Genomic DNA, 15345 nt, shown 5'->3' on the forward strand with positions numbered 1-15345 from the left:
AAAATAGAAAAAGTCGGTTAAAAAATTTAACCGACTTTTTTATTAGGTTTAGTCATAGTTTAATCTAAATGATTGTCGATGATATTTTGTGGGGCCATATTTCTTCAAAGCTTCTATGTGAACTTTAGTAGCGTATCCCATGTTTTTATTCCAACCGTATTCGGGAAACTCTTCATGTAACCGAATCATGAGTTGGTCTCTGTAATTTTTAGCAAGAATAGAAGCCGCAGCAATAGATAATATTTTAGAATCTCCTTTTATAATACACTGATGAGGTATAAAATTATAAGGATGAAACTTATTCCCATCCACTAAAATTAATTCTGGTCTTATTGTAAGTTTATCAAGAGCATTATGCATAGCATGTATGCTTGCGTTAAGAATATTCTGCTGGTCTATAAACGCAGGCGAAAGTTCTGCAATAGCATAATCTTTTACATTATTTTTAATGTAATCATCTAGCTCTAAACGTGTTTTAAAATTTAGTTTTTTAGAGTCATTAACTAAATTTTGCTCAAAATTATCTTCTAAAATCACTGCTGCAGCCACTACAGGACCACATAAGCAACCTCTTCCTACTTCATCACACCCAGCCTCGACGTAATTTTCAGACCATTTTTTTATCAATTCCATAAATTTTAACAAAAAATCAATAACGTTATTGAAAACATTACAAAGTTAATGATTCTTTAAGGTTTTTTTAACAAAAAGTTTGTATATGTTAAGAATGTTTTGCATTTTTGTATCATTGAAAAATTTAATTTGATATGAAGAAACTAACAAAAAGCGTTTTAGCTGTTGTTCTTTCTGCTTCTTTTACTGTGTCTTATGCACAAAAAAGTAAAGTTGACACCACTAAAACTAAAGATATCGAAGGTGTTGTAGTAACAGCCTTGGGTATTAAAAGAGAGAAAAAAGCTTTGGGATACTCATCTCAAGAAATTAAGAGCGATGCTCTTACAGACGGGACCACAAACACCGGAAACATTGCAGCGCAACTTTCTGGTAAGGTAGCAGGTCTTCAAGTAAATACGAACAACAACTTTGGTGGTAGTTCAAATTTGGTAATCAGAGGTTACAAATCACTTAGTGGTGGTGGACCTTTAATTGTTATCGATGGGTCTCCAGTAAGTAACTCATCTCTTTCAGGACAATATGATTACGGAAACTACTTATCTGATATCAACCAAGAAGATATCGAATCCATCAACGTGTTAAAAGGTGCAGCAGCATCTGCTCTTTATGGGGAAAGAGGTCTCAATGGTGTAATTGTGATCACTACAAAATCCGGAAGAGGTAAAAACGATACAAGTTGGGGAATTACGTTAAATAGTGGCGTAAGCGTTGGTACTATCGACAAAAGTACTTTCCCTAAATACCAAAACCAATATGGTGGAGGGTATGGTGACTACTTTAACGAAGATGGCTATGCTAACTTTAGTGATGACGCATCCTTTGGACCGAAGTACGATGGCAGCTTGGTTTATACTTGGGATTCATTCGACCCAACTTCACCTAACTACAATAAGTTGAGTCCATATAGAGCTGGAGAACACACTCCGGTTGACTTTTTCGAAACTGCTACAACTTATACTAATACTATTTCATTACAGAAAGCAGGAGAAAAGTCTAACATTTTGCTTAACTACTCAAATCAATTAATGAATGGTATTCTTCCTAATTCTGAATTAAGAAAAAATACGGTTTCTGCAAAATTCAATTATGATTTCACAGATAAGTTAACCGCGTCTGTTTATAGCAGTTTAACATTGCAAGATACCAAAGGTAGAAACGAGACAGGATATTCAGATAACCAAATGTCAGCTTTCAGACAATGGTGGAACGTTGATACCGATCTTTATAAACAAAGAGATGCTTATTTCAGAACAGGACAGAACGTAACATGGAACTGGCATTCTTATGATGATTTGACTCCTTACTACTGGGATAACCCGTACTTCCAGAGATACCAAAGTTATCAAAGTGATGACAGAACAAGAAATTTTTCTTACGCTTCATTAACTTATAATTTCTCTAAAAAAATAGGATTAACTACCAAATTGTCTTATGACTTAATGGATATGTTAATTGAAAACAGATTGGCATCAGGATCAGTTGCTAGGGACTGGGGCGCATCAGGAAACCCTGCATCTTCAGGATATTCAAGACAAAATATCAGAAATACTGAGTTGAATTTTGACACTTACTTAAACTATGGTTTTGACCTTGCAGATGGATTAGATATTTCCGGTCTTGTAGGAGCAAACGTAAGAAGAAACACTAATTCAAGCACATATATTTCTACAGAAGGCGGATTGGTAATCCCAGGATTATATTCCATCGCTAACTCTAACGAATCAATCCTTCCAATGAGTGAAACTCTAGGGAAAATCGTAACAGCGGGTGCTTATGCTACTGCATCGTTAGGATACAAGGATACATACTATGTTGATGGTACTTACCGTGTTGACAAATCCTCAACCTTACCAGAAAGTAATAAAGTATTTGGTTATGGGTCTGTTTCAGGTTCCGTAATTCTATCCAACTTAATCAAACAAGATTGGTTAAGCTTCTGGAAATTGAGAGGTAACTACGCTGTAGTAGGAGGTGCAACATCTGCATACCAATTATTTAATACTTACACCACCCCTGGTATCTACAATGGTGTTGTATTATTCGACACTTCAAATACTTTAAGAAACCCTGAGCTAAAACCGGAGCGTTCAAAAGAATACGAATTTGGTACAGAATTACAATTCTTTAAGCGAAGAGTAGGTATCGATGTAGCGTATTACAAGTCTAAAACATTTGATCAAATTATTAGTTTACCAATTTCAAATGCTACAGGATACAACGCAATGGTATTCAACGCAGGACAAATTGATAACGAAGGGGTTGAAGTTGCATTAAACTTAACTCCTATCAAAAGCGCTAACTTTACTTGGGATATTACTGCCAACTGGGCAAAAAATAAGAATACAGTGGTTGATCTAAATGGTGTAGATAACTATAACCTTGGAAATTACCAAGGAGGGGTATCCTTAAATGCGACAGTGGGCCAAGCATTTGGAACACTAGTAGGTACAGATTATGTGTATCATGAAAATGGACAGCGAGTAGTAACTTCACCAAACGCAAATGGCGTAGGAGGCGGATTCTGGGCAAAATCAAGTCCAAAAGTAATTGGTAACATTACGCCAGATTGGACCGGAGGTGTAAGAAACACATTCAGCTATAAAGGTTTAAGTTTAAGTTTCTTGGTTGATGTACAACAAGGAGGTGATACTTTCTCCACTGATTTATGGTATGGCTATGCCGGTGGTTTATATGCTGATACAGTAAGCCCAGAATGGAGAAGTCCAAACGGAGTTATTTTGCCAGGTGTAACTGCAGATGGAAATCCGAACACTTTAATAGTAGGTGGATACAGAGCTAATGGCAACCCGCAGTTAAATGCAAATAATTACTATAGCTATCAGCCAGAAGGATATACTAATGCACCAAACAGTCGTTATATTTATGATGCGTCTTATGTGAAACTAAGAGAAGCTAGCGTGTCATATACTTTACCTAAAACAGTGATCGCAAGTACTTTCCTAGAAGATGTAACCTTATCATTAGTAGGAAGAAATTTATGGATTATCCACAAAAACTTACCATATGCTGACCCAGAAGCTGGAGTTGGTGGCGGTTTAAGATCAAGAGGAAACTCTATCGGGGTATTACCAACTACCAGAGAGATAGGTTTCAATGTTAATATTAAATTTTAAAAAGAATTCAAATGAAAAAAATAATAAAATTACTGGGGGCTCTTTCACTTGTGGCAGCGAGTTTCACTTCGTGTGAGAGAGACATTTCTGCTTTAAATGTTGATCCTAAAAACCCTAGCGTTGTACCTACCGAAAACCTTGTATCAACGGTTTCGTACTATTTAGCAAATGCACATGTGTCTCCCAGCGTTAATGAAAATATCACCAGATTTTTCACTCAGCAATGGACAGAAACAACTTACACCTCTGAAACAAATTATTTCTTTGAGCAAAGAAATCAAAATCAGTATTATTGGAATAATACATACAGAGAAGTGTTAGGACCATTAGCAAAAGCAAAAGAGTTTTTGCAATCGGAAAAAGAAAATTCTACTTATAGTCTTGCAGATCAAGCTAAAATTAAAGCTAACAAAAAAGCAATTTTAGAAATCCTATCTATCTATGCTTGGGCAACATTGGTTGACTCATTTGGAGATGTGCCATATTCTGAAGCATTGAAATCAAATTCAACCGACCTTAACTTGCAACCAAAATATGATGATGCTGCTACAATCTATACCGATTTAGTTGCAAGAATCGCGGCTGTACAGTCAACGATTGATCCGAGCTTACCAAGTTATTCCGACCCTTATTACGCAGGTGATATGGATAAATGGAAAATGGTTCTGAACACCATTAAATTAAGAATGGGATTAAACTTAGCTGACACTAATGCAGCTCAAGCTAAATCTCTTGTAGAAAGTGCTTATGCAGATGGTGTAATCACTGATGAAGGGGATAATTTCCAATTCCAGTTTGATAATGCGCTTTTCTCTAACCCAGTGTACTTGAACTTGGTAGCTAATGGAAGAAATGACTTTTTACCATCAAATGTTCTAGTGAACTTCATGAAAGCAAACAACGACCCAAGAGTTCCGGAATATTTTACTCCTGCACCAGATGGAACCTATAAAGGTGGTAATTATGGTTTATTAAATACTTACGCAAACTTCTCTAAAGTTGCAGATCGTATTAAAAAACGTGATGCTCCAGGTCAAATTTTTGATCATGTGAACGTAAAATTCATGTTGGCTGAAGCTGCTGCAAGAGGATACTCTGTAGGTGGAACTGCTGCTGATTATTATGCAGATGCGGTAACTGCTTCTATGGAAGAATGGGATGTTGATGCTGCTGCTGCTGCTTTCCTACTTGCTCATCCTTATGATGCTGCTAACTGGAAAAAATCAATCGGAGAAGCTGCATGGGTTGCAATGTACAACAAAGGCTTTGAAGCGTGGTATTTCTGGAGAAGACTAGACTACCCAGTTCTAGCTCCAGCTCCAACCGCAGTATATGGATTGGTAAGAAGAATGCCTTACCCACTTAATGAAAAGAATAATAATGCTGCGAATGTTGAAGCAGCTTCCACTAAAATCCCTGGAGGCGATATCTATAGTTCAAAAGTATTTTGGGATAAAAACTAAAAAATATTTTTTAACCACTCTTCGGAGTGGTTTTTTTTTATAAATTCACATAAAATTATATATATGAGAAACCGAGTTATTAATTTAGCATTCCTGTTGTTATTATTTTTCACAACCATATCATGTGCTACCAATAAATTTTCATATGAAGATTTGAAAGCGAAGGTATATAGCAATGACTTTAAGTTTATTGTTACCAAGTACGATAGCAGAAAAACATTTAGTGCTCCCGCAGGGACAGGCCGGATACTCTCTTCCAACCTACCGGTAAGTGCTTCAGAAGAAATCGGCGTTATCGTCAATCATAAAAAACTGGTGGTCAATCTTCCTTTGGATGAAAACACAAGTACATTAAAAAAATCGCGGTTAGAATTTACTTCCTATGATTTTACTGTAGCACGAAAAGATTTAGACAATGGAAATATCCTAATAAATTTTTTCCTCAATGATCAAAAGGAAATTAACCTAATTAAAATGGAAGTTAATAAAAACAATATCATTGATGCTTCTATCGAAGGTCCAAAACAATTGCCCCTATTATATTTAGGTGAAATCCGATTGAATGATTAATAACCACTGTTATCCATATTTCCTAAACCACTCTTCGGAGTGTTTTTTTATTTCCGTATATTTGTCATTCAAAATTATAACATGAATATTAAAGATATAATTGAAGATAAAATCGCGGAGGTTATTCAATCGGTTTTTCAGATCGATGATGTGAATCCTCCGAATTCCATCAAACTTGAGGTACAGCAAAACAAATCCGAGTTTGAAGGCGATTTTACAATCGTGACCTTCCCTCTTGTGAAGGTTTTAAAGAAAAGTCCGGACCATATCGCTATGGAACTGGGTGACGCTCTTTCTACGCAGTCCAATTTTGTGGAAAGCTACAATGTGGTGAAAGGTTTCCTAAATCTTACCATTCAGAAAAGTTTCTTTTTAGAAAATTTCAAATCTACCAAAGAAAAGTTCGATCAAGTAGTTCCAAAGAACGAAACCGTAATGGTAGAGTATTCTTCACCGAATACTAATAAACCTTTGCACCTTGGTCACATCAGAAACAATCTTTTAGGTTTTTCGGTGGCTCAAATTCTTAAAGAAGCAGGTTACAATGTGGTAAAAACTCAAATCATCAATGATAGAGGAATCCATATTTGTAAATCAATGCTCGCTTGGGAAAAATTTGGAAAAGGGGAGACTCCAGAAACGACTGGTTTAAAAGGAGATAAATTGGTTGGGAATTATTATGTAGAATTTGATAAAAATTATAAATCCCAAATTTCTGAACTCAAAGAGCAAGGTTTAGACGAAGAAACTGCAAAAAAACAAGCGCCAATAATTCTTGAAGCTCAAAAGATGCTTCTAGATTGGGAGCAAGAAAATAAGCAAGTCAGAGACTTGTGGGAAAAGATGAATTCTTGGGTTTATGCAGGTTTCAACGAAACATACAAAAGATTGGGCGTAGATTTCGATCAAGTTCAATACGAAAGCAATACTTATATTTTAGGAAAAGACATCATCGAAGAAGGTTTAGCTAAAGGTGTTTTCTTCAAAAAAGAAGATAATTCGGTTTGGATTGATTTAACGGAAGATGGTCTCGACCAAAAACTCGTTCTTCGTGGCGATGGAACTTCGGTTTACATGACGCAAGATTTAGGAACTGCCGTTGAACGTTTCAAACAAAACGATATTCAGAAACTCATTTATACTGTTGGTAACGAACAAGATTATCACTTCCAAGTATTGTTTTTAATTCTGAAAAAGTTAGGTTACGATTGGGCAAATCAATTGTATCACCTTTCTTACGGAATGGTAGAATTGCCTGAAGGTAAAATGAAATCCAGAGAAGGAACAGTAGTAGATGCAGATGACTTAATGCAAGAAATGTATCTTACCGCTAAAGAAAAATCTGAAGAATTAGGAAAATTAGAAGGTCTCTCAGACGAAGAAAAAGAAAAATCTTACGAAATTGTAGGTTTAGGCGCTTTGAAATACTTTATGCTGAAAGTAGACCCAAAAAAGAAAATGCTTTTCAATCCTGCAGAAAGTATCGATTTCAATGGAAATACGGGGCCTTTTATTCAATACACGTATGCTAGAATTCAGTCTTTATTGAATAGAGCAAATTTTGCAGAAGCAGATTTTGGAAATTATCAACCAAATGCTTCTGAAAAAGAATTAATTATGCAATTGTCTAATTTTAAAGATGTTGTGGAAAAAGCAGCTGAAACATTAAGTCCAGCTCAAGTTGCCAATTATGTGTATGATTTGGTGAAAACGTATAACTCTTTCTATCAAAACAATCCTGTAATGACTTTGGATGACGAAAACGCTAAGCAATTCAAACTCCAAATTTCAGATTTAACAGCAAAAACCATCAAAAAATCCTTACATTTATTGGGAATTAATGTGGTAAACAGAATGTAATTTCTGTAAAAATAATGGCGTGCCCTTTTGTTTTCGCCATCACAAAACCCTTTCTGCATTTTAAAATGCAGAAAGGGTTTTTCACTTCATGACTAATCCTAAAATAGGTTTACAAGTTTTACATTAAAATACCAATCCGGAAGATATTGATTTTCCGGATTTTTTGTGGATTGTTTCCGGGGTTTTCATCTTCAGACTAAGATGTGGTCTTTTGTTGTTGTAAATATAAATACTTTCTTTAACCATTTGTTTTAAATCCTGAATGTTTTTGCATTTATAAATTAAAAATTCCTGCTTCAATATTCCGTTTATTCTTTCTGCCAAAGCATTTTGATAACAATCATAGCCATCTGTCATTGAGGGTTTTATTTTGTTTTCAACAAGTACTTTCTGATACACTTCTGAGCAATATTGCAATCCCCTGTCTGAGTGATGAATAAGCGGAAGATGTGTTGTTCTGTTTTTAACGGCCATTTTCAGAGCTTTGACTACATTTTCAGCATTCATATTTTCACTTAATTCGTAACCCATTATTTTTCTGCTGTAAGCATCCGTAACCAAAGATAAATAACAGACATTCGTTTTGGTTTTTATATAAGTGATATCGCTTACAAATACCTGTTCTTTTCTTTTTAGGCAAGTCGTTTTCAAAAGGTTGGGGTGTTTTCTGAGCCAGTGTTTGGAGAAAGTTGTTCTTGTATATCTTTTCTTAGGATAAATAAGCAGGTTTTCTCTTCGTAAATAATTGAACAGCGCATCTCTGCCTATTTTTATCTTTTCAAGCTTGAACTTATTTTTAAGCAAATAATAAAGTTTTCTTGTTCCTATTCTGGGCTGTTCTAAACGAATCTCCTCAACGAATTGTTTAACTTTCTCCAATTCTTTTTCCCGAACACATAATCTTTGGCGCTGCTGGTAAATGGCTTGTCTGCTTATCCCAAACAATCTGCAGATTTTGGATAAACTCAATCCTTTTTCTTGGAGTTGTCTGACTGTTTGGGCGTAAACTTTTTTCGGATCTGTGTGCCGTATTGCTTGTCGGAGATATCAATCATCATATTGAGAACTTTGGTTTTCAGTTTCTCATCAGCTAATTCTTTCTCTAATCTTTTAATCTTTTCGGCGGGTGTTTCTTTGGATTGTAACATGGTATGAATGGTGGGTTTGCTCCAATCTAAATTACCATATTTTCTGAGCCAAACCAAAACGGTGCTTCTACCTTGGATACCGTAATGTTGTTGTGCCTGTTTGTAAGTGAATTCGCCCTTTTCTACACGGCTTACAATACCTAATTTAAAAGCCATTGTGTAATCTTGTTGTGTACGCTTTTCTACTGTCTTCTCTCGATTTTCCATAATAAGTCTATTGGGTGTAAACTTATTTTAGGACGGGTCATCAAAAAACAAAAGGTCGGTCTTCGGCAAGTCGCTTTTTACGGCGGCGGCTTCGCCGCCGCCGTAAAAGAGCTCCAACAATTGCCTTCGCCCTCACGCAAAAAATCGTTAACTTTACCACATAAGTTTTTAAAACATAATAAATCTGCTCCATCAGCAAAATCAGCGAGAGAAAATGCAAATCGACTTCAAAAATTTTGATATAAAAAACATTCTTCCAAGAACAGAATTTGAAAAAAAAGTTCTTCAGTTTTTGCAAGAATGGTTTTTAGATTCTAAAACCGTTTCGGTTCAAACTTCGGGTTCTACAGGAATTCCGAAAGTCTTTGAAATCGAAAAAAAAAGAATGCTCAGCTCTGCGAAAATGACATGCGATTTTTTAGGATTGAAAGAAGGAGATACAGCTTTGCTTTGTTTGCCAGTTCAGTATATTTCGGGTAAAATGATGTTGGTGAGAGCTATCGAAAGAAAATTGAAAATTATTATTTCTGAACCAAGTTCCGCTCCTGAAATTTCACAAAATATAGACTTCTGTGCGATGACACCGTTGCAAGTTCAAAATTCGTTAAATAAAATTCATTTCATCAAAAATTTCATCATTGGAGGAGCAGCCGTTTCAGAAAAGTTGAAAAATGAAATCTCTACTACTCTCCAATTCTCCAATTCTCCCACTAGAATTTACGAGACTTACGGAATGAGCGAAACGCTTTCTCACATTGCTTTGAAGCAGATTTCACCAATTCAGGAAGAATATTTTACGATTTTTAATGATGTTGAAATTTCTGTAGATGAAAGAAACTGTTTGAAAATTTTCGCACCAAAACTTAATCCAGAAGTTTTGCAAACCAATGATATTGTAGAATTGCTGAATGAAAAGCAATTCAAATTCTTAGGGAGATTTGATAATGTGATTAATTCAGGTGGCGTGAAAATCTTTGCTGAAGAATTAGAGAATTTAGTTAAAAAACATATTGATAGAGATTTAGTTTTCCTTGGAAAACCAGATGAAACTTTAGGCGAAAAATTGGTGTTAGTAATTGAAGATGAATTGTTTAGTGAAAGTTGTCAGTCTGAGCGTAGTCGAAGACTCAAATCTCAAATCTCAAATCTCAAATTTGAGAATAAGTTTCATATTCCGAAAGAAATCTTATTTTTAGAGAAATTTCCGAGAGCTGAAAATGGAAAGATTTTAAGGAAAGAAATTTTAAAATTGATTTAGTAATGAAATCTTTCCAGCACGAACTTTCTTACAAAACTTCCCGAAGTAGCGGAAGTGGCGGACAAAATGTAAACAAAGTAGAAACTTCCGTAACAGTACTATGGAAGTTAGAAGATTCTGCAGTTTTTACAGAAAGTGAAAAAGAAAGAATTTTGTTGAAGCTTAAAAACAAAATTAATGCAGAAGGAATTCTTCAAACTACAGTTTCGGAAAGCAGAACACAACTGCAAAATAAAAAAATTGCGATTGAAAAGATTCAGGAATTGGTGAATAAATCGCTCATCGTTCCTAAGAAAAGAATTGCAACCAAACCAAGTCGAGTAAAAGTAGAAAAGCGCCTAGAAAGCAAAAAGAAACTCTCTGAGAAGAAAGAAAATAGAAAATTTAGGTTTTAAGAAATGATAAGATTTGGTTCCATAGGAATCAAAGGTTTGTAGAAATTATAAATAACGTTTAGCTGGAAGCTCCATTGGAGCGATACAAATAAAAAAATATGAAAAAGTCAGTTTTTAGAATTGTTAACCGATTCAATAAAAAATTTCTCCCAAAATACAGCAATCTTGACCCAACGAAACTTACAAAATTCCAAAAAGGAGTTTTGGCTTTTCGATATTATATTTTAATCAATTCTTTGGATTAAAATTTGAAATGGCGCGAGCGAAGCGAGCGTCGATTTTTTTCAAAGTAAATAATCCTTCAAGGATTCTAAATCCTTGAAGGATTGATATAAGGATATTGTAGAAAAGTGGAAAGAAAAACGAATAGTGATTTCTAGCCCCGATTGAACGGTTTGTTTGAGCTCTTTTTAGAAATTTTTTAGAGGAATGGTTTGGCAAAAATTTCTAAAAAAGCGAGTCGTGAAAGCGGGACTGTAAGTGAAAAGAAGTATAAAACGGCTTGCTTTTATAAAATTTTTACTTTTTACTTTTTACTTTTTACTTGGCTCTTATTTCTTATCTTTGCAAAAATTCTTATAAAAATGAGCAATAAACCGATTACCGAATTTATAGAAAAATATTATTTGCATTTTAATTCTGCTGCTTTGGTAGATGCTGCAAAAGGTTATGTAGCACACCTTAAAGATGGCGGGAAAATGATGATTACTTTGGCTGGAGCAATGTCAACCGCAGAAATGGGAAAGATTTTGGCAGATATGATTCGTGAAGACAAAGTGGATATTATTTCTTGTACAGGAGCGAATTTAGAAGAAGATTTAATGAATTTGGTAGCGCATTCTCACTACGAAAGAGTGCCTCATTACAGAGATCTTACGCCTCAAGAAGAGTGGGATTTGCTAGAAAGAGGTTTAAATAGAGTTACCGATACTTGTATCCCAGAAGAAGAAGCTTTCCGTAGATTGCAAAAGCATATTTATGAAATATGGAAAGATGCAGATTCTAAAGGAGAAAGATATTTTCCACACGAATATATGTACAAAATGATTCTTTCTGGAGTTCTAGAGCAATACTATGAAATCCCAAGAGAAAATTCTTGGATGATTGCTGCTGCTGAGAAAAATTTACCAATTGTAGTACCTGGTTGGGAAGATTCTACGATGGGAAATATTTTCGCAAGTTATTGTATTAAAGGAGATTTGAAGGCTTCTACTATGAAATCTGGAATTGAATATATGATGTTCTTAGCAGATTGGTATCCAAAAAACAGCGGTGGAAAAGGAGTTGGTTTCTTCCAAATTGGAGGAGGAATTGCAGGTGATTTCCCGATTTGCGTTGTACCAATGTTATATCAGGATATGGAAATGCACGACATTCCGTTCTGGAGCTATTTCTGTCAGATTTCAGATTCTACCACTTCTTATGGTTCATATTCTGGAGCTGTTCCGAACGAAAAAATTACTTGGGGAAAATTAGATATCACCACACCGAAATTCATCGTTGAAAGTGATGCTACAATTTGTGCACCATTAATTTTCAAATATATTTTAGAAAATTCATAAAGCTGAAGACGAAAGTCAGAAGCTGAAAGTTATATAAACGCTCAAATTATTTTGGGCGTTTTTTTATTTTGGAGCAAAAAGATTTGTAATTTTTTTGAAAATTCAGTCCCGCTTTTCGCTTTATTTTTTTCTTTTTGAAAAAAGAAAAAGGATGTCGCTTCAATCGGGGCTACAATTCACTTTTCGGTTTTTGTTTGAAGATTTAAAAATTTTGAAAACAATCATTACTCACTGATTTATATTGAGTTTGCAGAAATGCTCAAATTAAAAATTCATAAAATATTTTATCTTTGAATTAATGTGATTTCTGAAATCTTACATCTAAAATCAAAAAAATGAACGAAACCTTCAAACAACAAGTCTTTGAAATCATCAAAATGATTCCGATCGGTAGAGTTACAACTTATGGAGCAATTGCTAAAGCAGTTGGTTTTCCTAATCATTCTCGCCATGTAGGAAATGCTTTGAGGAATTATGATGAAGATTTTCCAGCGCATAGAGTTTGTAGCGCTTGTGGAATTATTTTTGCGGAAACTTGTATTCCAAAATTTACAGAAAAGTTAGCCAAAGAAGGAGTAGAAGTGAAAGGAAATAAAATTCAGAATTTTAAAAATATTTTTTGGAATCCTTTAGAAGAAATTAATTTGTAAAAGTGGAAACTCTACTTTTGTTAATTTTAATTTAATATTGATAAGAATACTGCGGCAGCGAAGCTGCCGCAGTATTCTTAAAAAAAACCGGCGCGAGCTTTGCTCGCGCCGGTTTTGTATCTAAAAAAAATATTATTTTTCTTTAATAGCCACTTTTATTTTCTCAGCTAATTCTTCTAAAAGTTCAGGATTATCTTTTAGTAATTCTTTCACGGCATCTCTACCTTGTCCCAGTTTCGTGTCACCATAGCTAAACCAAGAACCAGATTTTTTAACAATGTCAAATTCTACACCCAAATCTAGAATTTCGCCAACTTTAGAAATTCCTTCTCCATACATAATATCAAATTCTGTATTTTTAAATGGTGGAGCAACTTTGTTTTTCACAATTTTTACTTTCACGCGGTTTCCTACTGCATCTTCGCCTACTTTTATTGGTGAACCACTTCTTCTGATATCAATTCTTACCGAAGCATAGAATTTTAGTGCATTTCCACCAGTTGTAGTTTCAGGGTTTCCGAATACTACGCCAATTTTTTCTCTTAATTGGTTGATGAAAATCACCGTACATTTTGTTCTGGAAATCGTTGCTGTTAATTTTCTCAAAGCTTGAGACATTAATCTTGCATGCAATCCCATTTTAGAATCGCCCATTTCTCCTTCAATTTCTGCTTTTGGAGTCAATGCTGCAACAGAGTCAATTACCACAATATCAATCGCTCCAGAACGAATTAAATTATCTGCAATTTCTAATGCTTGTTCACCATTGTCAGGTTGAGAAATGATTAAATTTTCTACATCAATTCCCAATTTTTTAGCGTAAACTGCATCAAAAGCGTGTTCTGCATCTATGAAAGCTGCAATTCCTCCCGCTTTTTGAGATTCTGCAATTGCGTGCATGGTAAGTGTGGTTTTACCAGAAGATTCAGGGCCATAAATTTCGATGACTCTACCTTTTGGATAACCGCCAACTCCCAAAGCAATATCTAAACCAAGCGAACCACTCGGAATTACTTCTACTTCTTCTACTGCACTGTCTCCCATTTTCATAACGGTACCTTTTCCATAGGTTTTATCCATTTTTTCGAGGACTAATGCGAGTGCTTTTTTCTTATCGTCTATACTGCTCATTTTTCTTAAATTTTATCAAAAATACAATTAATTTGTTTATACCTAGAAAGAAAATTTCGTTATTTTCTTCTTTTCTCCGACAAAGATAAAACAGTTATGCGACAAAATATGTCGTGTAAGCTGATTTAAAATTTTATTTTAGATTTGTAAAATAATTTTACATCATGAAAATAATTAAAAGAGCTTCATTTCTCCTTTTACTTTCCCTTTTCAGCTTTAATTTGACCTTTGCACAGCAAAAAGTAGATACTGTTTTTGTAGGTAAGGCTACTTCTAGAAAAATAAAGCAAAGCATTGATAAAAAAGCTTTGGTTTATATTATTGTAAGACATGGAGAGAAAGAAAATAATGGCAAAAATCCTCATCTTTCTGAAGCAGGAAAAGAAAGGGCAAAACATTTAGCTCAACTATTCAAAAAAGTAAAAATTCAGAATGCTTTTAGTACCGATTTTTTCAGAACTCGAGAAACATTAGAACCTTTGATTTTAGAGAAAAAATTAGATTTGAAGATTTACAATCCAAAAGAAATTCCTGAATTTGTGAAAAAGGATTTGACTAAAAATACTGGAGTCAATATTATTTCTGGACATTCTAACACCAACCCAGTTTTGCTCAATGAATTAATTCAGCAAACTTTGTTCAAAGATATTCCAGACGAAAAATTTAATGACATTTACATTGTCAATTTTTTTGAAAATGATAAAAAATTGAAAGTTTATCATTTATTATACTAAAAAAACTGCCTCAAAAAGGGCAGTTTTTATTTTAATTATTTGCTACGGTATCTTTATTCTTTTTAGATAATTCTGCGATTCTTGAGATGTCATCCAAAGAAAGTTTTCCTAAAACTTTTACATAGACCAGCTCTTTGTCATCTCTGACGGTAATCAGTAAATCCTTAATCATAGTGTCTGAATCTGTAATTGCAGACATAATTTTAATTTTAGAATCCTTACTGTTTACGCTCATCAGTTCTTGTAAATTGCTACCAAAAGATTGTCTAGAAAACTGAGCAACCATTTTATCAGAAGCATTTTGTACGGTGTAAACTTTTACTTTTCTGATTTTTTTGATAAGGCGAATTACCTCTTCTGATTCACCGTCTTCTCTTAATGCTTTTTTGATGTAAGGTTTTATGATAAACATCGGAACATTTATTTTGGTAACGGTTGCGTTTCCTTTTGTTTCTTCGTTGTAGAGAGACTTTTCACTTACAATGCAAGATTGCAGAGAGACCAAAATGGTAAAAATTGCTATAAGTTTTAGAAATGATTTCATAGGTGTTAATTTTAGTTGACAATGGTTGAAAGAAAATCGCCATTTTCTAAAAC

General features: G+C 34.3%; 14 protein-coding genes. 10 read left to right on the plus strand and 4 right to left on the minus strand.

Annotation, left to right across the window (positions count from 1 at the left end):
* Positions 1-48: 48 nt before the first annotated feature.
* Positions 49-633 carry a ribonuclease HII gene (locus KKQ76_RS12275; protein WP_213197370.1) on the minus strand — a complete coding sequence of 195 codons (585 nt, stop codon included), beginning with the start codon at positions 631-633 and terminating at the stop codon, positions 49-51.
* Positions 634-767: 134 nt separating this feature from the next.
* Here KKQ76_RS12275 and KKQ76_RS12280 point away from each other — a divergent pair, with 134 nt between their 5' ends.
* The 4 genes from KKQ76_RS12280 (at position 768) to argS (ending at position 7663) form a co-directional block, all read left to right on the plus strand.
* Positions 768-3770, plus strand: a complete 3003-nt coding sequence (locus KKQ76_RS12280; protein WP_213197371.1) for a SusC/RagA family TonB-linked outer membrane protein — start codon at positions 768-770, stop codon at positions 3768-3770.
* A gap of 11 nt (positions 3771-3781) precedes the next feature.
* The gene (locus tag KKQ76_RS12285; RefSeq protein ID WP_213197372.1) at positions 3782-5233 is read left to right on the plus strand and encodes a SusD/RagB family nutrient-binding outer membrane lipoprotein; all 1452 of its coding nucleotides are present in this window, start codon (positions 3782-3784) and stop codon (positions 5231-5233) included.
* 63 nt (positions 5234-5296) lie between these two features.
* Complete coding sequence (locus KKQ76_RS12290) at positions 5297-5803, plus strand: hypothetical protein (RefSeq protein WP_213197373.1); 507 nt, start codon at positions 5297-5299, stop codon at positions 5801-5803.
* Positions 5804-5884: 81 nt separating this feature from the next.
* Positions 5885-7663: an arginine--tRNA ligase gene (argS, locus tag KKQ76_RS12295; protein ID WP_213197374.1), complete on the plus strand. Its 1779-nt coding sequence runs from the start codon at positions 5885-5887 to the stop codon at positions 7661-7663.
* Between the two features lie 123 nt (positions 7664-7786).
* Here the strand turns inward: argS and KKQ76_RS12300 are convergent.
* A protein-coding gene (locus KKQ76_RS12300; protein WP_246501297.1) for an IS3 family transposase occupies positions 7787-9018 on the minus strand; the annotation gives its coding sequence in 2 pieces (ribosomal slippage) (positions 7787-8670 and positions 8670-9018; 1233 coding nt in all).
* 214 nt (positions 9019-9232) lie between these two features.
* Between KKQ76_RS12300 and KKQ76_RS12305 the strand changes: the two genes are divergently transcribed.
* From KKQ76_RS12305 to KKQ76_RS12325, 5 genes are all read left to right on the plus strand, one after another.
* The gene (locus KKQ76_RS12305) at positions 9233-10276 is read left to right on the plus strand and encodes an AMP-binding protein (RefSeq protein ID WP_213197375.1); all 1044 of its coding nucleotides are present in this window, start codon (positions 9233-9235) and stop codon (positions 10274-10276) included.
* A gap of 2 nt (positions 10277-10278) precedes the next feature.
* A complete protein-coding gene (gene arfB / locus KKQ76_RS12310) occupies positions 10279-10671 on the plus strand; it encodes an alternative ribosome rescue aminoacyl-tRNA hydrolase ArfB (protein WP_213197376.1) in 393 nt (130 codons plus the stop codon).
* A gap of 98 nt (positions 10672-10769) precedes the next feature.
* On the plus strand, positions 10770-10916 hold the full coding sequence (locus tag KKQ76_RS12315) for a hypothetical protein (RefSeq protein WP_213197377.1): 147 nt from the start codon (positions 10770-10772) through the stop codon (positions 10914-10916).
* 339 nt (positions 10917-11255) lie between these two features.
* Positions 11256-12233: a deoxyhypusine synthase family protein gene (locus KKQ76_RS12320; RefSeq protein WP_213197378.1), complete on the plus strand. Its 978-nt coding sequence runs from the start codon at positions 11256-11258 to the stop codon at positions 12231-12233.
* 335 nt (positions 12234-12568) lie between these two features.
* On the plus strand, positions 12569-12883 hold the full coding sequence (locus KKQ76_RS12325) for an MGMT family protein (RefSeq protein WP_213197379.1): 315 nt from the start codon (positions 12569-12571) through the stop codon (positions 12881-12883).
* A 132-nt stretch (positions 12884-13015) separates the two neighbouring features.
* Here the strand turns inward: KKQ76_RS12325 and recA are convergent, their stop codons facing one another.
* Entirely contained in the window at positions 13016-14014 is a 999-nt protein-coding gene (gene recA, locus KKQ76_RS12330; RefSeq protein ID WP_213197380.1) for a recombinase RecA, read from the minus strand.
* 164 nt (positions 14015-14178) lie between these two features.
* On the opposite strand from recA, the gene KKQ76_RS12335 reads away from it, so the two are divergent.
* Positions 14179-14748, plus strand: coding sequence for a phosphoglycerate mutase family protein (locus KKQ76_RS12335; protein ID WP_213197381.1), 570 nt, complete (start codon positions 14179-14181; stop codon positions 14746-14748).
* Positions 14749-14779: 31 nt separating this feature from the next.
* On the opposite strand, the gene KKQ76_RS12340 is transcribed toward KKQ76_RS12335, so the two are convergent.
* Positions 14780-15292: a DUF4252 domain-containing protein gene (locus tag KKQ76_RS12340; RefSeq protein WP_213197382.1), complete on the minus strand. Its 513-nt coding sequence runs from the start codon at positions 15290-15292 to the stop codon at positions 14780-14782.
* Positions 15293-15345: the final 53 nt, after the last annotated feature.

The organism is Cloacibacterium caeni (assembly GCF_907163105.1).
In the GTDB taxonomy this organism is placed as follows: domain Bacteria; phylum Bacteroidota; class Bacteroidia; order Flavobacteriales; family Weeksellaceae; genus Cloacibacterium; species Cloacibacterium caeni_A.

Bases quoted from the DNA above. Each gene is read 5' to 3' on its own strand.
- KKQ76_RS12275 (WP_213197370.1), bottom strand. From the start codon at position 633: ATGGAATTGATAAAAAAATGGTCTGAAAATTACGTCGAGGCTGGGTGT.
- KKQ76_RS12280 (WP_213197371.1), top strand. From the start codon at position 768: ATGAAGAAACTAACAAAAAGCGTTTTAGCTGTTGTTCTTTCTGCTTCT.
- KKQ76_RS12285 (WP_213197372.1), top strand. From the start codon at position 3,782: ATGAAAAAAATAATAAAATTACTGGGGGCTCTTTCACTTGTGGCAGCG.
- KKQ76_RS12290 (WP_213197373.1), top strand. From the start codon at position 5,297: ATGAGAAACCGAGTTATTAATTTAGCATTCCTGTTGTTATTATTTTTC.
- argS (WP_213197374.1), top strand. From the start codon at position 5,885: ATGAATATTAAAGATATAATTGAAGATAAAATCGCGGAGGTTATTCAA.
- KKQ76_RS12305 (WP_213197375.1), top strand. From the start codon at position 9,233: ATGCAAATCGACTTCAAAAATTTTGATATAAAAAACATTCTTCCAAGA.
- arfB (WP_213197376.1), top strand. From the start codon at position 10,279: ATGAAATCTTTCCAGCACGAACTTTCTTACAAAACTTCCCGAAGTAGC.
- KKQ76_RS12315 (WP_213197377.1), top strand. From the start codon at position 10,770: ATGAAAAAGTCAGTTTTTAGAATTGTTAACCGATTCAATAAAAAATTT.
- KKQ76_RS12320 (WP_213197378.1), top strand. From the start codon at position 11,256: ATGAGCAATAAACCGATTACCGAATTTATAGAAAAATATTATTTGCAT.
- KKQ76_RS12325 (WP_213197379.1), top strand. From the start codon at position 12,569: ATGAACGAAACCTTCAAACAACAAGTCTTTGAAATCATCAAAATGATT.
- recA (WP_213197380.1), bottom strand. From the start codon at position 14,014: ATGAGCAGTATAGACGATAAGAAAAAAGCACTCGCATTAGTCCTCGAA.
- KKQ76_RS12335 (WP_213197381.1), top strand. From the start codon at position 14,179: ATGAAAATAATTAAAAGAGCTTCATTTCTCCTTTTACTTTCCCTTTTC.
- KKQ76_RS12340 (WP_213197382.1), bottom strand. From the start codon at position 15,292: ATGAAATCATTTCTAAAACTTATAGCAATTTTTACCATTTTGGTCTCT.